At 60.1% G+C, this 21,631-nt stretch carries 17 protein-coding genes; 9 read left to right on the top strand and 8 right to left on the bottom strand.

Features of this window, described 5'->3' with window-relative positions:
• Nucleotides 1–68: 68 nt before the first annotated feature.
• The 8 genes from KI797_RS10175 to ccoN form a co-directional block, all read right to left on the bottom strand.
• The gene (locus KI797_RS10175; RefSeq protein ID WP_041205801.1) at nucleotides 69–755 is read right to left on the bottom strand and encodes a sulfite exporter TauE/SafE family protein; all 687 of its coding nucleotides are present in this window, start codon (nucleotides 753–755) and stop codon (nucleotides 69–71) included.
• Nucleotides 739–927, bottom strand: coding sequence for a cbb3-type cytochrome oxidase assembly protein CcoS (gene ccoS, locus KI797_RS10170; RefSeq protein ID WP_005329639.1), 189 nt, complete (start codon nucleotides 925–927; stop codon nucleotides 739–741). The genes KI797_RS10175 and ccoS overlap by 17 nt, the downstream gene beginning before the upstream one ends.
• A 135-nt stretch (nucleotides 928–1,062) precedes the next feature.
• A complete protein-coding gene (locus KI797_RS10165; RefSeq protein WP_226172900.1) occupies nucleotides 1,063–3,447 on the bottom strand; it encodes a heavy metal translocating P-type ATPase in 2,385 nt (794 codons plus the stop codon).
• A gap of 89 nt (nucleotides 3,448–3,536) precedes the next feature.
• The gene (locus KI797_RS10160) at nucleotides 3,537–4,025 is read right to left on the bottom strand and encodes a FixH family protein (protein ID WP_005329637.1); all 489 of its coding nucleotides are present in this window, start codon (nucleotides 4,023–4,025) and stop codon (nucleotides 3,537–3,539) included.
• A 125-nt stretch (nucleotides 4,026–4,150) separates the two neighbouring features.
• Nucleotides 4,151–5,128 carry a cytochrome-c oxidase, cbb3-type subunit III gene (gene ccoP, locus KI797_RS10155; RefSeq protein ID WP_042648242.1) on the bottom strand — a complete coding sequence of 326 codons (978 nt, stop codon included), beginning with the start codon at nucleotides 5,126–5,128 and terminating at the stop codon, nucleotides 4,151–4,153.
• A complete protein-coding gene (locus KI797_RS10150) occupies nucleotides 5,128–5,307 on the bottom strand; it encodes a cbb3-type cytochrome oxidase subunit 3 (protein ID WP_005329633.1) in 180 nt (59 codons plus the stop codon). The genes ccoP and KI797_RS10150 overlap by 1 nt, the downstream gene beginning before the upstream one ends.
• An 11-nt stretch (nucleotides 5,308–5,318) precedes the next feature.
• Complete coding sequence (gene ccoO / locus KI797_RS10145) at nucleotides 5,319–5,933, bottom strand: cytochrome-c oxidase, cbb3-type subunit II (RefSeq protein ID WP_005329630.1); 615 nt, start codon at nucleotides 5,931–5,933, stop codon at nucleotides 5,319–5,321.
• 18 nt (nucleotides 5,934–5,951) lie between these two features.
• Nucleotides 5,952–7,376, bottom strand: a complete 1,425-nt coding sequence (gene ccoN, locus KI797_RS10140; protein WP_005329626.1) for a cytochrome-c oxidase, cbb3-type subunit I — start codon at nucleotides 7,374–7,376, stop codon at nucleotides 5,952–5,954.
• A gap of 281 nt (nucleotides 7,377–7,657) precedes the next feature.
• Between ccoN and KI797_RS10135 the strand changes: the two genes are divergently transcribed.
• From KI797_RS10135 to KI797_RS10095, 9 genes are all read left to right on the top strand, one after another.
• Complete coding sequence (locus KI797_RS10135) at nucleotides 7,658–8,116, top strand: hypothetical protein (protein WP_041205799.1); 459 nt, start codon at nucleotides 7,658–7,660, stop codon at nucleotides 8,114–8,116.
• 111 nt (nucleotides 8,117–8,227) lie between these two features.
• A complete protein-coding gene (locus KI797_RS10130) occupies nucleotides 8,228–8,686 on the top strand; it encodes a GAF domain-containing protein (RefSeq protein WP_005329612.1) in 459 nt (152 codons plus the stop codon).
• A gap of 101 nt (nucleotides 8,687–8,787) precedes the next feature.
• Nucleotides 8,788–9,429: an RNA chaperone ProQ gene (gene proQ / locus KI797_RS10125; protein ID WP_226172897.1), complete on the top strand. Its 642-nt coding sequence runs from the start codon at nucleotides 8,788–8,790 to the stop codon at nucleotides 9,427–9,429.
• 8 nt (nucleotides 9,430–9,437) lie between these two features.
• The gene (gene prc, locus KI797_RS10120; protein ID WP_041205797.1) at nucleotides 9,438–11,450 is read left to right on the top strand and encodes a carboxy terminal-processing peptidase; all 2,013 of its coding nucleotides are present in this window, start codon (nucleotides 9,438–9,440) and stop codon (nucleotides 11,448–11,450) included.
• 138 nt (nucleotides 11,451–11,588) lie between these two features.
• Nucleotides 11,589–14,213, top strand: coding sequence for an aminopeptidase N (gene pepN / locus KI797_RS10115; protein ID WP_226172894.1), 2,625 nt, complete (start codon nucleotides 11,589–11,591; stop codon nucleotides 14,211–14,213).
• A gap of 63 nt (nucleotides 14,214–14,276) precedes the next feature.
• The gene (locus KI797_RS10110) at nucleotides 14,277–14,498 is read left to right on the top strand and encodes a DUF2835 family protein (RefSeq protein ID WP_043131825.1); all 222 of its coding nucleotides are present in this window, start codon (nucleotides 14,277–14,279) and stop codon (nucleotides 14,496–14,498) included.
• A 456-nt stretch (nucleotides 14,499–14,954) separates the two neighbouring features.
• Nucleotides 14,955–19,796, top strand: coding sequence for an NAD-glutamate dehydrogenase (locus KI797_RS10105; RefSeq protein ID WP_226172891.1), 4,842 nt, complete (start codon nucleotides 14,955–14,957; stop codon nucleotides 19,794–19,796).
• Nucleotides 19,797–19,842: 46 nt separating this feature from the next.
• Complete coding sequence (gene pyrD / locus KI797_RS10100) at nucleotides 19,843–20,853, top strand: quinone-dependent dihydroorotate dehydrogenase (protein WP_005329600.1); 1,011 nt, start codon at nucleotides 19,843–19,845, stop codon at nucleotides 20,851–20,853.
• A gap of 85 nt (nucleotides 20,854–20,938) precedes the next feature.
• On the top strand, nucleotides 20,939–21,475 hold the full coding sequence (locus KI797_RS10095) for a cell division protein ZapC (RefSeq protein WP_226172889.1): 537 nt from the start codon (nucleotides 20,939–20,941) through the stop codon (nucleotides 21,473–21,475).
• Nucleotides 21,476–21,631: the final 156 nt, after the last annotated feature.

The following is a 21,631-nucleotide window of genomic DNA, read 5'->3' as shown; positions in this document are numbered from 1 at the left end:
AGGCTCATATGAATAATTGATTTATATCAAACAAGTTTACCACCAACTCATCCGTTTTGGATAGGGTTTCAAAAGGACGCCAGCCCGATCCAGAGGGTATGCAGCCCATAGGCAATGAGCAGCAAGGCTCCACCCAGACGCAGGCTGCGCAGGGTCAGCCAGTAACGCAATTTGTCTGCCAGCCCGCCCAGGGCAAACAGGGTCGGCAGGGTCCCAAAACCAAAACTCAGCATGATGAGCGCCCCGTCGCCAGCGGAGCCCGCTGCCGCGCTCCAGGTCAGCATGGAGTAGACTAGGCCGCAGGGCAGCCAGCCCCACACCATGCCAAAGGGGAGCGCCTGCCAGGCCGACGTAAAGGGAATGAACTTGCCCGCCAGCGGCTTGATGAAGGGCCACATCTTGGCGCCGAGCCGCTCCAGCAGCAGGATCCCTTGCCACCAACCCGCCAGATAGAGGCCGAGGGCTATCATCAGCAGGGCTGCAATGAGGCGCAAGCCGGCGATGGCATGCTTGCCGGCCCCGAGCTCGCTGGTGGTGGCCAGTAGCCCGCCTACCAGAGCGCCAGCCAGCACATAACTCAGGATCCGGCCCAGGTTGTAGTTGAGCAGGTAGCCAAGGCGCCCCCAGAAGTGCTGTTTCTCGGCGGGGATGGCCATGGAGAGGGCGGCAGAGACGCCACCGCACATGGCGATGCAGTGGCCTGAACCTGCCAGCCCCACCAGCAGGGCCCCCATCAGGTCAAGGCTGCTGGTCATCGCGCGGCTTATCCTTGCTCTTGGTGGCGGGTTGCTCCTCGTCAAACAGTATGTTGGAGCCCTGGCGGTCGAGATCCTCGAACTGCTCCGAGCGAATGGCCCAGAAGAAGACGGCCCCCGCGATGATGACGAACAGGATGGCGATGGGGATGAGGACAAAAATGATGTTCATGGAAACTACCTTGACATTTATCCGTGGCAATCGACCCCCATGGTAACCCTGTTCGGGCAGGGGGCCAGCCGCTATCAGTGAGAAATGTGGCCTGAATCGGAGGCAGGCCACATGTTCAGCGTTTTCCCTGCTTGCTCATCGATTGAGACGCATCGAGTTGGTGACGACTATGAGGGAGCTCAGGGACATGCCTGCCGCTGCCAGATAGGGGGGCAGCCAGCCGCTTGCCGCGAGTGGCAACACCAGCAGGTTGTAACCGATGGACCAGGCAAAGTTCTCCTGGATGATCCGGCGGGTGCGCAGCGCCAGGGTGCGCGCCGTCAGCAGGCGGGAGAGGTCATCGGCCAGCAGGATGGCGTCGGCGCTGTTCTTGGCCAGATCCGTGCCGCCTGCCATGGCGAAGGAGGCATGGGCACCGGCCAGCACGGGGGCGTCGTTGATGCCGTCGCCCACCATGATGCTGATATCCCCAGCCGTTTCCCGCGCCTTGAGGTACGCGAGCTTGCCATCTGGGGTGACCCCTTTCACCAGCTCATCGACCCCGAGTTCACGGGCAACAGTGTCGGCCTGAGGGGAGCTGTCGCCGGTGAGAATGGTGGTTTGCAGGCCGGCCGCCTTGAAGGCCTGGATCAAGGCCCCTGCATCCGCACGCACGGTATCGGCCAGGGTGAAGCGGGCCAGCGGCCTAGTCTCGTCGGCCAGATAGATGGCCAGCCCCTGAGCGGCATTCTGTTTGTCACTCAGCCCGAGCCAGCGGGCACTACCGATGCGGTAATGTTTGCCTGTGATCCTGCCCTCGATGCCGTGGCCGATGACGGGCGTCACCCCGCTGGCTGCCAGCAGCACGGCATCGTCTGCTCCTTTGCTGCGAAACGCGCGGGCTATGGGGTGTTCGGAGTAGGCTTCCAGCGCGCGGGCGATGGCCAGGCACTCGTCTTCGCCAAGCTCCGCCAGGGGCTGGACGCCCACCAGGCTGATATTGCCGGTGGTCAGGGTACCTGTCTTGTCCATCACGATCCGGTTGGCCCGGGTCAGCACATCCAGCACGTGGCCGCGGCGCAGCAGGATGCCGCTGCGGGTCAGGTGGGCGGTGGCTGAGGTGAGCGCCGTCGGGGTCGCCAGTGACAGGGCGCAGGGGCAGGTGGCCACCAGCACTGACAGGGTGACCCAGAAGGCCCGCTCCGGGGCATGGAAGTGCCAGAAGGTCCAGACCGCGGCGGCGATGAGCAGCAGCACCAGGATGAAATGGCGGGAGAGCACATCCGCCAGCTGGGCGATGGCGGGTTTGTCATCCAGCGCGCTGTCCTGCAACCGCATGATCTGGGCGAGGCGCGACTCTTCGATGGGGTGGTTGACCCGGATCTCCAGCGGCGCATCCGTGCTGATGGTGCCGGCGAAGACGGGATCTCCCGCCTGCTTGAGCAGGGGCAGTTGCTCGCCGGTCAGCATGGCTTCGTTGAGGCTGGCCTGCCCCAGGGTGATGATGCCGTCTGCGGGCAGGGTGGCACCGGCCAGCACCCGGACCCTGTCCCCCACCCGCAGTGTCTTGGCGGGCACCTCGTGTTCGCCATCTGCATCGATGCGGGTGGCCATGATGGGCACCAGCCGTGCCAGGTTGGAGCTGGACTCGGACGCCTTGCGCCTGGCCCTCAGCTCGAGCAGGCGCCCCAGCAGCAGGAAGAAAACGAACATGGTGATGGAGTCGTAATAGACCTCACCCGTGTTGAAGACGGTGGCCCAGATGGAGGCGACGAAGGCACCGATGAGGGCCAGCGACACAGAGACATCCATGGAGAGGTGGCCCTGTTTCAGGCTGCGCCAGGCGCCCACGTAAAATGGCTGGGCCGAGTAGATCATGATGGGGGTGGAGAGCAGCAGGCTTATCCACTTGAAGTAGATCATGAACTCCTCTTCCACGCTGATGAAGAAATCCATGTAGAGCGCCACGGCGCACATCATCACCTGCATGGAGCCAAGACCAGCCAGCGCCATGCGGAACATGTAGCTGCGCACCTCGCGGGCGTAGAGGGCTTCCTGGCTGTGGGTCTGGAAGGGGTAGGCGCGGTAGCCTATCTTGGCGAACCCCTTGAGGATGTCGCTTAACGAGAGCCTGTCCGGATCCCACTTGATGCGGGCGCGGTGGGTGGTGGTATTGACGTTGACATAATGCAGGCCCGCGAGCCCCATCAGGTGGCGCTCGATGAGCCAGGCGCAGGCGGCGCAGGTCAGCCCTTCCACGCTGAGCTGGATTTCCCGCAGCGTGCCCGTCTCGGTGACGAACTCCTGCTGCACTTCGGCCAGATCGTAGTGGGTGAGGGCCGCCAGCTCGCTCGGCACCAATTCCCCCTTGATGCCGGGGGCGGTGCGGTGCTCGTAGTAACTGGCAAGGCCGCATTCGAGAATGGTCTGTGCCACGGCCTGGCAACCAGGGCAGCACATGGGTTGCACTATCCCCTTGATCTCCAGGGTAAAGTCACTGCCAGTGGGAACCGGTTCACCACAGTGAAAACAGCCGGTCATGGTCATTATCCCTCTTGGAAGCTGCCCGCGTGGGCGAGAAAAGGGAGGACGCCGTCATGCCTGGATGAACGCTGCCGCTCATTCCGGGTTCAGCGTCCCCTGGGATCGAGTTCCACCGGGGCCTTGGTCGGCAACTGCGCCGTCTCTTGCAGGCGCCACTCGTGGTTGAAGGCATCGACCCGGATGTGCCACTTGCCGGTGAGGGGCTTGTCCAGCATCAGGCGATAGACTCCCTTGCCATCGGCAGTGAGCAGATGATCGCTGTCCAGACCGGCCAGGGTCGGGTGGAACAGGGAGAGGTGCAGCGCCTGACCGGCGGGGATCTCACCCGACAGGGGCTTCAGGGTCAGCTCCTTGTCGCTGACCGAGAGCTCGACGCGGATGCCGAGGGCCTCGGCGCGATCGAACTTGCTGAGATCCTGATTAATCTCCTTGCCCTGCTTGTAATAGTCTTCCGCCACCAGGTTGACCCCATCCTTGCTGGCGATGATGGCGGTGGCGATGCTGCCTACCACGGCGGCGCAGGGGAGGGCGATGATGAACCAGGGCCAGAATTGGCGATACCAAGGTTGAGTCATGGTGCTACCGAAACAAATGGTTAACGAAATGGAGGGATTCTAGCCAACACAAGATAACAAAAAGCCTCGAAGAGTCGAGGCTTTTTGCTGCGTAATCACGTGCTTATCACATGTTACTGCTTATTTTACTGCGCCTGGTGGGACAAACTATAGACATAGGACGCCAGCAGGTGGACCTTGTCTTCTCCCAGGATATCCTTCCAGGCTGGCATCACGCCGTGACGCCCATGGGTGATGGTCTGCTCGACCACCTGACGGGAGCCGCCATACAACCAGGTGTTGTTGGTGAGATCCGGCGCGCCGAAGGCGATGCCGCCCTTGGCATCCGGGCCGTGACAGGCGGCGCACATGGCGAAACGGGCTTCCCCCTTCTTGGCTTCCACCAGATCCACCTTGCGACCGGAGAGGCTCAGCACGTAGGAGGCCACTTCCTTGACCCCGTCCTGACCCAGGATCTCGCCCCAGGCGGCCATGATCCCCTGACGACCGCCCATGATGGTGGTCTTGATCTGATCCGGCGCTCCGCCCCACTGCCATTCGCTGTCGGTCAGGTTCGGGAAACCGCGACCACCGCGGGCATCGGAGCCGTGGCACTGGGAGCAGTTCTGCAGGAACAGACGCTGACCCACTTTCAGGGCTTCCGGGTCCTTGGCGATCTCGGTGATCTCCTTGTAGTTCTTGCCGTCGGCCTGGTAGGTCAGCTCACGGAACTTGGCGCCATAGACCTCGTCGGCCTTGGCCAGTTCCCGATCATACTCCACCGCGCGCCCTTCGTCCTTGGCAGAGGCAGCCGCCGCCTTGGATTCGGCCAGGGAGCGAACGTCCTGGTTGGAGCTCTGCCAGCCCAGCAGACCCTTGAAGTTGCCCAGACCCGGGAAGGCGAGCAGGTAGATGAGACCGGTGACGATGAAGAAGAGGAACATATAGGACCACCACTTCGGCAGGGGATTGTTGATCTCCTCTATGCCGTCGAAGGTGTGCCCCATGGGCTTGCCCTCTTCGGTCCCCATCTTGTCCTTCATGCACCACATCAGCAGCAGGAAGCAGCCGAGTATGGTGCCCAGACTTATGACGGTCACAAAAATGCTAAACAAAGTGCTCATTATTGCTTCGCTCCTGCGTTCTTGTTATCAGCACTGGGTTGCTCGTCATCGGCAAAGACCAGGTTGGCAGCCTCATCGAAGGAGGCCTTGCGGCGTTTGCTGTATGCCCAGACGATGATGCCGATCATGATGATCATCAGCAGCAGGGTGTACAGGCCGCGAAATGTGCCGTAATCCATATCCCGACTCCTTATTTCAGGGCATGACCCAGTGATTGCAGATAGGCCACCAGGGCATCCAACTCGGTCTTGCCCTTGACTGCCTCAGACGCACCCTCGATGTCGGCATCGGTATAGGGCACCCCGAAGTGATCCCGGAACAGCGCCAGCTTCTTGCCGGTCAGCTCACCGGTCAGGACGTTGGTCTCGAGCCAGGGGAAGGCGGGCATGTTGGATTCCGGTACCACGTCGCGCGGGTTGATGAGGTGGGCGCGATGCCAGTCGTCGGAGTAGCGGCCGCCGACCCGGGCCAGATCCGGACCGGTACGCTTGGAGCCCCACAGGAAGGGGTGCTCCCACACGCTCTCACCGGCGACCGAGTAGTGGCCATAGCGCTCGGTCTCGGCACGGAACGGGCGGATCATCTGGCTGTGGCAGACGGTGCAGCCCTCGCGGATGTAGATGTCGCGTCCTTCCATCTGCAGGGCGGTGTAGGCCTTGAGGCCCTCCACCGGCTCGTTGGTCTGCTTCTGGAAGAACAGTGGCGTGATCTCGACCAGGCCCCCCAGGCTGATGGCAAAGATGATGCCTATCACCAGCATGGGGACGCTCTTTTCAAAAATTTCGTGACGGTTATTGTTGCTCATGCTTTAAACCCCTTCAGATCAGGCTGGCTGTGCGACGGGTTCCAGGGAACCCTTGGGCGCAGTGACGGTGCGATAGGCGTTGTAAGCCATCAGCAGCATGCCGGTGACGAAGAAGCAGCCACCCAGGAAGCGCACGAAGTAGAAGGGATAGGAAGCTTGCAGCGCCTCCACGAAGCTGTAGGTCAGGGTGCCGTCATCATTGACCGCACGCCACATCAGACCCTGCATCACCCCAGAAATCCACATGGAGACGATGTAGAGCACTGTGCCCACGGTCGCCAGCCAGAAGTGGACGTTGATCAGGCGGATGCTGTACATGCGGCCCTGATCGAACAGGTTCGGGATCAAGTGATACACGGCGCCGATGGATACCATGGCAACCCAGCCCAGGGCACCGGAGTGGACGTGACCTATGGTCCAGTCTGTGTAGTGGGAGAGGGCGTTGACCGTCTTGATCGCCATCATGGGGCCTTCGAAGGTGGACATGCCGTAGAACGACAGGGACACGATCAGGAAGCGCAGGATGGGGTCATAGCGCAGCTTGTGCCAGGCACCGGACAGGGTCATGATGCCGTTGATCATGCCGCCCCAGGAGGGGACGAACAGGATGAGGGACATCACCATGCCCAGGGACTGGGCCCAGTCAGGCAACGCGGTGTAGTGCAGATGGTGCGGACCGGCCCAGATATAGAGGGAGATCAGCGCCCAGAAGTGCACGATGGAGAGGCGGTAGGAGTAGACCGGACGCCCCGCCTGCTTGGGCACGAAATAGTACATCATCCCCAGGAAGCCGGCGGTGAGCAGGAAGCCGACCGCGTTGTGGCCATACCACCACTGCACCATGGCATCCATGGCGCCGGAATACATGGAGTAGGACTTCATGCCGGAGAGTGGCACTTCCATGTTGTTGACGATATGCAGCACGGCCACCGTGATGATGAAGGCACCGAAGAACCAGTTCGCCACATAGATGTGGGAGGTGGTGCGCTTGACCAGGGTGCCGAAGAAGACAATGGCATAGCTCACCCATACCACGGCGATGGCGATGTCGATGGGCCATTCCAGCTCGGCATACTCCTTGGAGGTGGTGTATCCCAGTGGCAGGCTGATGGCGGCGGCGAGGATGATCGCCTGCCAGCCCCAGAACACGAAGGAGGCGAGCGGGCCGCCAAACAGTCTTGCCTGGCAGGTGCGCTGTACCACGTAGAAGGAGGTGGCCATCAGGGCACTGCAACCAAACGCAAAGATGACCGCGTTGGTATGCAGGGGACGCAGGCGACTGTAGGTCAGCCAGGGGGTATCAAAGTTGAGGGCAGGCCAGATCAACTGGGCTGCGATCAGTACACCAACCGACATACCGACAATTCCCCAGACAATCGTCATGACGGTGAACTGGCGCACAACGGTGTAGTTGTACTCAGGGTGGTTTGTTGTATGGCTCATCGTTGTATTCCGCTTCCGATGCTGTTGTTTGTTTTTCGCCCGGTAATCGGGGCCATTTTCACCCCTGATTTGCAAAATCCTCTCGTTAACATCTGTTAATAAAAGGAAAAGCAAAAGGTGGTTAAATGAAAATTCATTGAGAATGATACTGAACTGACCGGTAAAATAACAGTACAAACAGTGATATATTTGGCTCCAGCGGGTCTGGTGCCCGCCAGTTTTTACCTTGCGCAAGATCACGAAAATCGCATTTTTAAAGTACCTTACAGGGCTGTTTTTTCATGAAAGAGAGACTCACTTCACGCAAAATCGTGCACTTGACGATCGTTTTGGCCATTTTGCTCTCCCTGATGACCTATCGGACCTGGTTTTCGGGCCCGCCGAGCGGGGAGGCGAGGGCAACAAATGATCAGATTTGTGATCTGTCCCACAGCAGTTGTTCCCTTCTCGTCGGCGATCAGCCCCTGACGGCCAGCGTAGACGGCTTGCCGATCCGCCCTGAACATGACTTTGTGCTGCGTCTTCAGGGAGGTTCTCCCGCCATCACCCCCATCAAGGCCTGGCTGGAGGGCAGAACCATGTTCATGGGACGCATTCCCGTGCAATTCGAGGCGAAGGAGGGGGGCTGGCAGGGGGCCGCTCAGGTGGGGAGTTGCACCACTGAGACCATGGAGTGGCTGCTCAATATCGAGTGGAGCAATGGCCAGCGCCAGCAACTGACACTGGGAATTTCCCCCTGACAGGAGGCTGACGTTTGTGGCCCAGGAGGGGGGATAAGTGAAATTTGATTTGAATTTTTCAGGCAGGTCGGTACCTTGCATTCATTATCAAGGAGTGAAGTTCATTTAATCATGATTGAAAAACAAGCATTTTATCGCACCCTCAACCAACAGGCCCAGGCGCTGCTGGAGGGTGAACCCGACCTGATTGCCAACCTGGCGAACCTGTCTGCCCTGCTCAATCAGGAGCTGGCTGACATCAACTGGGTCGGTTTTTATCTGTTGCAAGGGGAAACCCTGGTGCTCGGCCCCTTCCAGGGCAAGCCGGCCTGCGTGCGCATTCCGGTGGGCCGCGGCGTCTGCGGCACGGCGGTGGCCGAGGGCAAGACCCAGCTGGTGGACGACGTACACCAGTTCACGGGTCACATCGCCTGCGACGGCGCCAGCAATTCGGAAATCGTGATTCCGCTGCGTCGCGGTGGTGAGATCATCGGGGTGCTGGACGTGGATAGTCCGATTTTTAACCGTTTCGACCAGGAGGACCGGATTGGCCTCGAAGAAACGGTGCAAATTTTGGAAAGCATGCTCTAAGTCATTGCTAGATGGTTCGCAAAAGGTCCCAAGCTCTCTATAATAGGGCCTTTGTTGTGTTCGGGCATGCCCGTGCGTCTATATGAAAGCCAAGGTTATACATGGAAAACACTGAAAAGCTGAAGAACAGTAAAGAGATCGTTGCCTACCTGGTCGAGGAATTCCCGGCCTGCTTCATCGCTGAAGGAGAGGCCAAGCCACTCAAGATTGGCATCTTCCAGGATCTGGCCGCGCGTCTTGCTGATGACGAGAGAGTCTCCAAGACCATGCTGCGCTCTGCTCTGCGTCAATACACCTCCAGCTGGCGTTACCTGCATGGCCTCAAGGCTGGCCAGGCCCGTGTCGATCTGGATGGCAACCCCGGTGAGCTGCTGACCGAAGAGCACATCGAGCATGCCAAACAGGCGCTCAAGGAGAGCAAAGAGCGTGTCTTTGCCAGCCGCCGCACCAACACCAAGGAGAAGGAAGACAAGCCCAAGCAGCCGCGCCGCAACGCGCCGCGCAAGGCTGATGCGCCCCGCTCCGACAAGCCCAAGACTGCTGCCCCCAAGGCCGCACCTGTAGCCGATGCTCCCCTGGTCAAAGTGGATGCCGCCACCCTGAAAGTGGATCAAGGCGTGCGCGTCGTGCTGGGCAAATCTCCCGTGCCTGCGACCATCAAGGAAGTGACCAAGGATGACGTACAGGTTCAATTGCAGACCGGCATGATGTTGCGGGTCAAGTTCGAGCATCTGGTTCTCTAAGGAGACGAATGTTGAAGCATGGCGTGATTCGTTTTTCCCTCGTTGCCTGTAGCCTGGCGCTCGCCGGGCTCGCACAGGCCATCGAGCCGGTGCTCAAGGAAAGTGATTTGCCTGTGTTGGCTCAGGAGAGCCAACATGCTACGGCCAGCAAGCGAATTGCCAATCTGTTTACCCGCTCTCATTACAAACAGTTCAAGCTGGACGATGCCTTTTCCTCCGTGATTTTTGACAAATATCTGGAGAATCTGGACTACAGCCGCAACCTGTTTCTGGCCTCTGACATCAGCCGTTTTGAAAAGTACCGTACCGGTTTTGACACCGACCTCGAGAGAGGGCGTCTGGCTCCGGCCTACGAGATGTTCAACCTGAGTCAGCAGCGGCGTTACGAGCGGTTCGAATACGCCCTCAAACTGCTCGACACTCCCCTGGATTTCACCCAGCCCGACAATTACATCTTCGATCGGGAAGGGGCTCCCTGGCCCAAAGACGAGGCTGAGCTCGACGAGCTGTGGCGTCAGCGGGTCAAGTTTGATGCCCTGAGTCTCAAGCTCAGCGGTAAGGAGTGGCCCGAGATCAAGGAGCTGCTTGGCAAGCGTTACAACAATGCCATCAAGCGGATGTCCCAGACCGAGAGCGAGGATGTGTTCCAGCTCTTCATGAACTCCTTCGCCCGTGCCATCGAGCCCCACACCAGCTACCTCTCGCCGCGCAGCGCCGATCGCTTCAACACCGAGATGAACCTCTCGCTGGAAGGTATTGGGGCCGTGCTGCAGGCGGAAGATGACTTCACCGTCATCCGCTCCCTGGTGCCCGGCGGCCCGGCAGCCAAGTCCAACCACCTCAAGCCCGATGACAAGATCACCGGGGTGGGGCAGGACGACGGCAAGATTGTCGATGTGATCGGCTGGCGTCTCGATGATGTGGTCGAACTCATCAAGGGCCCGAAAGGCAGCAAGGTGAAGCTGGAGATCCAGCGCGGCAAGGGCGCGACCGCCAAGACCGAGCTGGTTGAGCTGACCCGTGACAAGGTGCGTCTGGAAGACAGGGCCGCCAAGTCCAAGGTGATCACCGCCGAAGGCAAGAAGATAGGGGTGCTCGAGGTCCCGAGCTTCTACGTCAATCTCCATGACGACGTCATCAAGGAGCTCTCCAGTCTCAACAAGCAGAAGATCGATGGTCTCATTGTCGATCTGCGTGGCAACGGCGGCGGTGCCCTGACCGAAGCCTCGGCCTTGAGTGGTTTGTTCTTCGCCAGCGGTCCCGTGGTGCAAATTCGTGATCATATGGGCCGTATCACGGTCAATGGTGACGACGACGGCAACGTCTACTACGGCGGCCCCATGTCGGTGATGATTGACCGTTACAGCGCCTCGGCCTCCGAGATCTTCGCCGCTGCCATGCAGGATTACGGCCGCGCCCTGATCCTCGGTGAGAACTCGTTCGGCAAGGGCACGGTGCAGCAGCATCGCAGCCTCGCCAAGGTCTACGACTTCTACGAGCAGCCGCTGGGTCACGTGCAGTACACCATCGCCAAGTTCTACCGGATCGATGGTGGCAGCACCCAGAACAAGGGGGTGGCACCGGACATCGGCTTCCCGACCGCGGTTTCGCCGGACGAGACCGGGGAGAGCCGGGAGTTCAACGCCTTGCCCTGGGACAAGATAGCTTCGGCCAGTTACGACAAGCTGGGGGACTTCTCCAGTCTGCTGCCCAGGTTGAAGTCGGCTCACGATGCGCGGATCGCCAAGGATCCTGAATTTGCCTACGTGCTGCAGGACATCAAGGAGTATCAGGCGGATCAGGACAAGAAGTCGGTCTCCCTGAACGAAGCCGAGCGACTGGCGGATCAGGCCAAGCAGGACGAGAAGGCGCTGGCGCGAGCCAACGAGCGACTGACCCGTCTTGGCAAGCCAACGGTGAAGAGCCTGGATGAACTGCCGACCGATTTCGAGGCCCCTGACGAGTATCAGATTGAAGCCGCGAACATCACGGCGGATCTGGCGAGGCTCAGCAAGGGCTGAGAATCCAGGGTACATCAGCATGAATACAAGGGCGACTTCGGTCGCCCTCTCTTTTGGCGGAATGCAAACTATTTGACCCTGCCGAATCGTTGTGACAGCCTCTGACACGTCAATAACAAAGCGTGGAAGCACACAATAATGACCGATCACTCCCAGGCCATGACGGCCAAGTATCGCCAGGATTACCGGGCGCCCCCCTACTGGATCGACAGCATCGATCTCGATTTTCAACTGCAGGAGCCCCTGACCCGGGTCACCGCCATCTCCCGCCTGCGCCGCAACGGCGAGCACAACGAGCCGCTGGTGCTGGATGGGGAAGGATTGGTCTTGCACAGCGTCAGCGTGGACGGTGTCCCCTTCACCCAGTTCGAGCAGGGGGAGAGCAGTCTGACCCTGTTCAACCTGCCTGCCGAATGTGTGCTGACCATAGTCACGGATCTGGATCCCGCCGCCAACACGGCGCTGGAAGGGCTCTACAAGTCCGGCGATGCCTACTGCACCCAGTGTGAGGCAGAGGGCTTTCGCCGCATCACCTATTACCTGGACCGGCCCGACATCCTGGCCCGCTACAGCACCCGTATCAGCGCCGACAAGGCCAAATACCCCTACCTGCTCTCCAACGGCAACAAGGTCGATAGCGGTGGTCTGGATGGCGGTCGCCACTTTGTGCAGTGGCAGGATCCCTTCCCCAAACCCAGCTACCTGTTTGCCCTGGTGGCCGGTGATTTCGACGTGGAGCGGGGTAGCTACGCTACCCAAAGTGGCCGCGAGGTGGCTCTGGAGATCTTCGTCGACAAGGGGAACCTCGATCGCGCCGGTTTCGCCATGGAGAGCCTGATCAACGCGATGCGCTGGGACGAGCAGCGTTTCGGCCTCGAGTATGACCTCGACATCTATATGATCGTGGCGGTGGACTTCTTCAACATGGGCGCCATGGAGAACAAGGGGCTGAACATCTTCAACTCCAAGTTCGTGCTGGCCAACCCGGCGACCGCCACCGACAGTGACTACCACGGCATCGAGCGGGTCATCGCCCACGAATACTTCCACAACTGGACCGGCAACCGCGTTACCTGCCGCGACTGGTTCCAGCTCAGTCTCAAAGAGGGGCTGACGGTGTTCCGGGATCAGGAGTTCTCCTCGGATCTGGGCTCACGCGGCGTCAACCGCATCAACAACGTGCGTACCGTGCGCGGGCCGCAGTTCGCCGAAGATGCCGGCCCCATGGCTCACCCCATTCGCCCGGATGTGGTGATCGAGATGAACAACTTCTACACCCTGACCGTCTACGAGAAGGGCTCTGAAGTGATCCGCATGCTGCATACCCTGCTGGGTGAAGCTGCCTTCCAGGCCGGTATGCGTCTCTACTTCGAGCGTCACGATGGCTCGGCCGCCACCTGCGATGACTTCGTGCAGGCGATGGAGGATGCCTCCGGTGTGGATCTCGGCCGTTTCCGCCGTTGGTACAGCCAGTCCGGCACGCCCGAGCTGACCGTGACCGACGAGTACGATGCCGAAAGCGGCGTCTATCGCCTGCACGTGCGCCAGCACACGCCGCCGACCCAGGATCAGCCGCAAAAATTGCCGCTGCACATCCCCCTCGACATCGAACTCTATGACGAGCAGGGTGCCGTCATTGCGCTGCAATATCAGGGCAAGGCCATCGGCAACGTGCTCGATGTGCTGGAAGAAGAGCAGACCTTCGAATTCGATCAGGTGCCGGTCAAGCCGGTTCCCTCCCTGCTGCGGGACTTCTCCGCGCCGGTCAAGCTGCACTATGACTACAGCGATGAAGCGCTTGCCTTCCTGATGCGCTTTGCTCGCAACGAGTTTGCCCGCTGGGATGCTGCCCAGATGCTGATCAACAAGGCGGTCATCGACGGGGTGGCGCGGGTGCAGCAGGGGCAGGGGGTTGAGCTCTCCCAAACCCTGCTGGCGGCCTTCGTCGCCATTCTGGACGAGGCCGAGCTGGACTCGGCTCTCAAGGCGGAGATCCTGGCGCTGCCAGGTGAAGCGACCCTGGCCGAGCTGTTCGAGGTGGCCGACATCGATGCCATCCATCGGGTGCGGGATGCCATCCACAGCCAGCTCGCCGAGGCCTTCGGCACGCGCCTGGCCACCACCTATGAGCGCCTGCGGCTGATGGGGTATAGGGTGATCCATGGCGACACCGCCAAACGTGCCCTCAAGGGGGTGGTGCTCGGCTATCTGGCGGCGCTGGATGCAGATCATGCCGATGCACTGGTGCGCGAGCAGTACGCAGCGGCCGACAACATGACCGACACCCTGGCGGCGCTGCAGGTGGCCAACGGCTATCTGCTGCCATGCCGCGCCGCACTGATGGCCGACTTCGAAGGCAAGTGGGCCCATGACGGCCTGGTGCTGGACAACTGGCTGCGCCTGGTGGGCAGCAAGCCTGCCGCCGACGTGCTGGATGAGGTGAAGTTGGCGATGGCCCACCCCACCTTCAGCATCCGCAACCCGAACCGGTTGCGGGCGCTCATCGGCAGCTTCGCCATGAACAACCAGGTGCAGTTCCACGCGGTGGATGGCAGCGGCTATCGCTTCCTGACTGATCTCTTGATCGCGCTCAACGAGGTCAATCCCCAGGTGGCGTCCCGCCTCATCACCCCGCTCATTCAGTTCAAGCGACTGGATGAAGGGCGCAAGACGCTTATCCGGGCCGAGCTGACCCGTCTGGCCAACCTCGAGGGGCTGGCGCGGGATCTGTTCGAGAAGGTAAGCAAGGCACTGGCGCAGTAAGGGTGCAGGTCACGGGCAGGGGAGCCAGGCTCTCCTGCCCGTTTTTCATCAAGAGGAGGGGGAATGAGGCAGTACACCTTTCGGCTGGCCCTTGGCCGCGACGAGATCATGCTGATGTACCAGGGCCAGGCCAGACGGCTGGTGGTGCGCACCGAGCAGGGGTTGACCATAGAGTTGAGCCTGGAAAAGATCCGCTCCTTCGTCAGCGTCAACGGGGTGCACGGCTACTTTCGGCTGGTCACCCAGGAAGATCACCGCTTTGTTCGCCTGGAGAGGCTCTCCTGAGTGCCGCTCACTCTCTAAGAGAGCAGTGTTCTTCTTGGATCATTCCGTAGGCTTCTGCCTCGAAAGGGTCGCTTGCCGTAGTCGAACCACTCGTGTGAGCGTCCTATATAGGGGAATACGCCTGCTTGCGACGCCAAATACAGGACGATGAACGCCTGGCTAGCCCGAAACGCATAAATTAACAAAACATGAACACAATTCCGGGTAAATATCTGCTTTAAGTCACTATCTATCCGGTTAATCGACTAACAGCCAGTGCGATTTTCTAAATTTTAGCGACTTGGCAAAATTTATCACAACCCAAGCCGTGATCTGCCCCTTGTTTTTAACATCCCGTTATCACCTTTGCTCGCCTTCCTTGATCCAACTCATTACACTTCGCAGCAACTCTGTACCGGCGCACATCCTGGGTGGATGTCGCCGTGTCTGTGATGTCGTCCGATAAGGAAACTAGCAATGGCATTGAAAGACGCCCCTACCTCAGTTCTGCTCGAAAACGTTCTCAGCCTGATCCATCAGAAATTGCCCAAGAACAGCGCCTCCCTGGTCGAATGCTTCGTCGCCAAGTTCTACGGCAACATGGCGAGCACCGACCTGCACGATCGCAATGACAGCGATCTCTACGGGGCGGCGCTGAGCCTGTGGAATGCGCTCAACCAGCGCACCAGCACAGAGCCCTATATCCGGGTCTACAACCCCGAGCTGACCCGCCACGGATGGCAGTCTCCCCATACCATCGTCGAGATCATCCTGCAGGACTCCCCGTTCCTGGTGGATTCCATCCGCATGGCCCTCAAGCGTCGGGGCATCACGGCCCACATGATGTTGCACCAGCCGCTGCACCTCATTCGCGGCAGCGAAGGCAAGATAGGCGCCATCCTGGATCTCGACAATACGGCTTCCCAGACCTCGGTCGAGACCGCCTTCCTCATCGAGATCGATCATCTTACGGATGAGGAGCAGATGGATGCCCTGACCGCCGAGCTCAACTCGGTGGCGAGGGAAGTGGCCCTGGCGGTCGGGGATTGGCAACCCATGCTGGGTCGCCTGAACGAGATCATCGAGGAGTTGCCCAAGCGCAAGAACCCGGTCAGCCAGGCCGAGGTGGACTCCTGCGTCGCCTTCCTGAAATGGGTCGCCGCCCACAACTTCACCCTGATGGGCTATCGCCGTTATGACGTCAAGGCGGTGGAGGGGGATCACGAGATCCTGCCCCAGCCGGAATCCAGCCTGGGCCTGATGAAGAACTCCATCAAGGACGAAGGCCAGCGCCTGGGCAGCATGCCCGCCAGCGCCCGTCACGCGGCCCTGAGCTCTGACTTGCTGATCCTCACCAAGTCCAACGCCAAGTCCCGGGTACACCGTCCGGCCTATGTGGATTACATCGGCATCAAGCGCTTCGACGAACACGGTAAAGTGGTGGGGGAAGATCGCTTCATCGGTCTCTACGCCTCCTCCATCTACAACACCAGCGCCACCCAGATCCCCCTCATCAGCCACCGCCTTGAGCGCATCATGGCCTCCTCCGGTCACGAGAAGGGCTCCCACGCCTACAAGGCGTTGCTCAACGTGCTGGAGACCTATCCGCGCGACGAGCTTATTCAGGCCCGTGAAGAGGAGCTGCTGGCCACCGGCCTCGGCGTGCTGGAGATGCAAGAGCGTGACATGCTGCGCCTGTTCGTGCGTCGCGACGTCTACGGCCGTTTCTTCTCCTGCATGGTCTATGTCACCAAGGAGCGCTACAACACGGCGCTGCGGGTCAAGACCCAGCAAATTTTGCAGAAGTATTTTGGCAGCAGCTTTGATGTGGAGTTCAACGTCTACTTCACCGAAGGCGTGCTGGCACGGACCCACTACATAGTGCGGGTCAACAACAACAACGTGGATGTGGATGTGAACGAAGTACAGAACAACCTGATTGAAGCGGCCCGCAGCTGGGACGACCGCCTGGACTCCGTGCTGCTCTCCCATTATGGGGAAGCCCGAGGCAACGAACTGCGCCGCCGTTTCAGTACTGCCTTCCCCCGTGCTTACAAGGAAGACGTGCTGCCGGGCTCTGCCGTGGCCGACATCATGGCCCTCGATGGCCTGAGTGAAGCCGAGCCGCTGGGCATGCTGTTCTACCGTGCCCAGGAAGAAGAGAACGATCGCCGGGTGCGTCTCAAGCTGTTCCACCGCACCGAACCCATCCACCTCTCCGACGTCTTGCCCATGCTGGAAAACATGGGGCTGCGCGTCATCGGTGAGACGCCCTATCAGGTGCGCACCCCGAGTGGCGAGATCTTCTGGATCCTCGACTTCTCCATGCTGCTGCGCGGCGATCAGCCATTCGATCTGGCACAGAGCCAGCAGCGCTTCCAGCAGGCCTTCGCCGCCATCTGGAACAAGACCCTGGAAGATGACGGTTTCAACCGCCTGGTGCTGGGGGCCGGTCTCACTGGTCGCCAGGTCTCTGTGCTGCGCGCCTATGCGAAATACATGCGCCAGACCGGCGTCTCCTTCAGCCAGTCCTATATCGAGGAGACCCTGACCCGTTATCCCGACATCGCAGAGCTGCTGTTCACCCTGTTCGAGCAGCGACTCAACCCTGCGATCAAGCAGGATGCCAAGGCCCAGACCAAGCTGCACGAGCAGCTCGCCGCCAAGCTGGATCAGGTGGCCAACCTGGACGACGATCGCATCATCCGCCGCTATATGGAGATGATCGACGCCACCCTGCGCACCAACTACTACCAGCCGGATCAGGAGGGTCAACCCAAGCCCTACATCTCCTTCAAGCTGGCCCCCTCCAGCATCACCGACATGCCGCTGCCGCTGCCGAAATTCGAGATCTTCGTTTACTCGCCGCGAGTGGAAGGGGTGCATCTGCGCTGGGGCAAGGTGGCCCGTGGCGGCCTGCGCTGGTCCGATCGCAAGGAAGATTTCCGCACCGAGGTGCTGGGGCTGGTCAAGGCGCAGCAGGTGAAGAACACCGTCATCGTGCCGGTCGGCGCCAAGGGTGGCTTCTATTGCAAGCAGATGCCGGTGGGCGCGCCCCGCGCCGTCATCCAGGAAGAGGGCAAGGCCTGCTATCGTCTCTTCATCCGCGGCCTGCTTGATGTCACCGACAACATCATCAAGGGGGAGGTGATCCCGCCGAAATCCGTGGTGCGTCACGACGAGGATGACTACTACCTGGTCGTGGCCGCCGACAAGGGCACCGCCACCTTCTCCGACATCGCCAACGAGATAAGCCAGGAGTATGGCCACTGGCTGGGCGATGCGTTCGCCTCCGGCGGCTCGGTCGGTTATGACCACAAGAAGATGGGCATCACGGCGCGCGGCGCCTGGGAGTCGGTCAAGCGTCACTTCCGGGAGATTGGCGTCAACTGCCAGACCACCGACTTCACCTGCGTGGGGATAGGTGACATGGCCGGCGACGTGTTCGGCAATGGCATGCTGCTCTCCGAGCACACCCAGCTGGTGGGCGCCTTCAACCACATGCACATCTTCATCGACCCGACGCCCGATGCGGCCAGGAGCTTCGTCGAGCGGCAGCGGCTGTTCGAGCTGCCGGGTTCGAGCTGGGATGACTACAACCGGGAGCTCATCTCGGCAGGGGGCGGCATCTTCCTGCGCTCCGCCAAGTCCATCAAGTTGAGCCCGCAAATTCAGACCCTGCTCGGCACCGACAAGGCCAGCATGGCCCCGAACGAGCTGATCAAGGCGCTGCTCTGCCTCAACGTGGACCTGCTCTGGAACGGCGGCATCGGCACCTATGTGAAGAGCGCCCGCGAGAGCGACGCCGACGTGGGGGATCGCAGCAACGACGTGCTGCGGGTCAATGGCCGTGACCTGCGTGCCCGCATCGTGGGAGAGGGCGGCAACCTTGGCTTCACCCAGCTCGGCCGGGTGGAGTACGCCAGCCAGGGCGGTCACATCAACACCGACTTTACCGACAACGTGGGCGGGGTGGATTGCTCCGACAACGAGGTCAACATCAAGATACTGCTGAACCAGCTGGTGGCCGCAGGCGACATGACCCTCAAGCAGCGCAACCAGATGCTGTACGAGATGACCGACGACGTAGCCCAGATAGTCATCACCAACGCCTATCGCCAGTCCCAGTCCATCTCGGTCACCGCCTTCCGTGGCGCCGAGCAGTTGAAAGAGCAGCAACGCTTCATTCAGGGGCTGGAGCGCGAAGGCAAGCTGGACCGTGCGCTGGAGTTCCTCCCTTCCGACGAGGAGCTCTCCGAGCGGATGGCGGCAGGGCAGGGGCTGACCCGTCCCGAGCTGGCGGTGCTGGTGGCCTACGGCAAGATGGTACTGAAAGAGCAGCTCAACTGCCCGGAAGTGACCGAGGAGCCCTTCCTCGCCAACATGCTGGTCACCAGCTTCCCGGCCCAGTTGCAGCAGCAGTTCGGGACCGAACTGGCTCAGCACCCGCTGCGAGGTGAAATCATCGCGACCCGGGTGGCCAACATGCTGGTCAACGACATGGGGCTCAACTTCGCCAGCCGGATGAAGGACGAGACCGGTGCCTCGGTGGCCGAAGTGGCTTGCTGCTTCGCCATGGCCCGGGAGGTGTTCGGTCTGGGTACCCTGTGGCGCGACATCGAAGGGTGTGACAACCTGGTGAGTGCCGAGACCCAGCTCGAGCTGATGTTCTACAGCCGCCGCATCGTGCGCCGGGCCACTCGCTGGTTCCTGCGTGCCCGCAACCGCAGCTGGAGCATCGGCGAGAACATCGCCTTCTTCCGTCCGGCCTTCGGGACCCTGGGGGAGCACCTCTACGAGGTGATGGACGAGAGCGAAGTGGCCGAACATCGCCAGGCCGTCGCCGCCCTGGTGGCCAAACAGGTGCCGGAAGCCATCGCCCGTCAGGTGGCTCACATGAGCAGCCTCTTCTCCAGCCTGGATCTGGCGCAGATTGCCGCGGAGCACAAGACCGACATCCTGCGCGCCGCCAACGTTTACTACCGCCTCGGCGCCAAGCTCGATCTGCACTGGTTCCTCGAGCAGATCAACCATCAACCGGTGGGCAACCACTGGCAGGCGATGGCCCGGGCCTCCTTCCGCGAGGATCTGGACTGGCAGCAACGCAGCCTTACCTCAGTAGTACTGGAAGGGTGCAAAGAGCAGGGAGAATGCGCTACCATACTGGCCGACTGGATTTCGGAGCATGAGCAACTCTTGTCCCGTTGGACCCACATGTTGGCCGACTTCAAGACCACGAGCACTCACGAGTTCGCCAAGTTCTCGGTGGCCTTGCGAGAGTTGAACCTGCTCCAGTTGAATTGCCGAACCTCGGCATAACCCCAAAAGCCCCGGCCAGTTGCCGGGGCTTTTTTAAGGAGCAAACATGCTGTACCCCCTCGCCAGGCATTTTCTGTTCAAACTCAATCCCGAACAGGCACACGATCTCTCCATCAAGTATTTGCCCCGCCTTCTCGGTACACCGCTCGATTGTTTCTTCCGTCATTCACTGCCCCAACGCCCCGTCACTGTCATGGGGCTTAATTTTGCCAATCCGGTGGGACTGGCGGCCGGTCTCGATAAAGACGGGGAGTGTATCGACGCATTTGGTGCCATGGGGTTCGGTTTTATTGAAGTAGGCACTGTGACCCCCAAACCCCAGAGCGGAAATGACAAGCCGCGGTTGTTCCGGGTAATTCCGGCGGAAGGGATCATCAACCGGATGGGATTCAACAACAAGGGTGTCGATCATCTGGTGGCCAAGGTGAAAGAGGCCAAATATCAGGGGGTGATCGGCATCAATATCGGCAAGAACAAGGACACTCCCATCGAGCAGGGCAAGGACGATTATCTGATCTGCATGGACAAGGTCTATGATCATGCCGGTTATATTGCCGTCAATATCTCTTCCCCCAACACCCCGGGGCTGCGTTCGCTGCAATATGGAGAGGCGCTGGATGAATTGCTGGCTGCCCTCAAGGTGCGCCAGCAGGAGCTGGCCGCGCAATATAAGAAGTACGTGCCGCTAGCCGTTAAAATTGCCCCCGACCTCAGCCTGGATGAAATTAATCAGGTTGCCGCCTCCTTGATCAAAAACGGGATCGATGGCGTCATCGCCACCAATACCACCCTGGAGCGCGACATGATTTATGACATGCCCCATGCCGGTGAAGCAGGGGGCCTCAGTGGTCGTCCGCTCCAGCACAAGAGCACAGAGGTGATCCGCCTGCTGGCCAAGGCCCTCAATGGGGCTCTGCCGATCATAGGGGTGGGCGGTATTGACAGCGCCATGGCCGCCCGGGAGAAATTAGCGGCGGGTGCCAGTCTGGTCCAGATTTACAGCGGCTTTATTTATAAGGGCCCGAGTCTGGTCAAAGAGATCGTTACCCATATTTAAAAGATAACCGGTTGCCCTTATTTAAAGTTGCTCAAATTCTCGACATGGAATAAAGTCGAGGAACGGCTTAAGTAAGGGCAACTCCATGTGTATCCAACCCAATGACAATTGGCAGTGGCATTATGATGCTCAAGATGATCGTCTGATGCTGGATTTATCCGATCGCATGATATTCGCCACCGAATATAAGGGGCGACAACTCGTCCCCAGCTCCTTCACGACCCAGCCTTTTTGCGTGGACGATGCCGCCCTCTATTATCAGCTGATGGACAAGGCCGCCGAACTCGATTGGAGTGTTCCCCATCAGGTTCAGCTGGTACTCAACGCCATCGCCGTCAGCCGCTTTTATAAACCCTTGATGCCACAAAGCTGGTTCTTTCATGAACAGCAGACTCACTTTATTCCGGATATGGGCTCCCTGGTGTGGATGGAGACTCCCCATGGGCGGGGAGAGTTCATGGTCATCGAGGCTGGTGAACAGGCGAGCGTCTGCCTGAACCTGACCGAGGAACTGGTGCTGACCGCCAGCAAGATCCTGCCAAGGTTCGCGGTGATCAAGGTGATGAATAACCGGATGCAGATCAGGACCCGTACCCAGGCACAATATCGACAGGTCAGCTGATACTGCCTCTGCTCGTTATTTTTGGTTGATATTCATACGCCCTCGAAATAACCGACACCGGTTATTTATCGCTCGTCTCTCCCATGCCGTTGCGGCAGCTTCCTTGAGTCAATTCGTCGCCGTTTGGCGCGTGCCCTTCTGCGCTGGATATTGCAT

The sequence above is a fragment of the Aeromonas media genome (genome assembly GCF_020423125.1).
Taxonomy (GTDB): domain Bacteria; phylum Pseudomonadota; class Gammaproteobacteria; order Enterobacterales; family Aeromonadaceae; genus Aeromonas; species Aeromonas media.
Note: the sequence above shows the minus strand (reverse complement) of the source record. Positions and strands in the feature narration are given on the sequence as shown.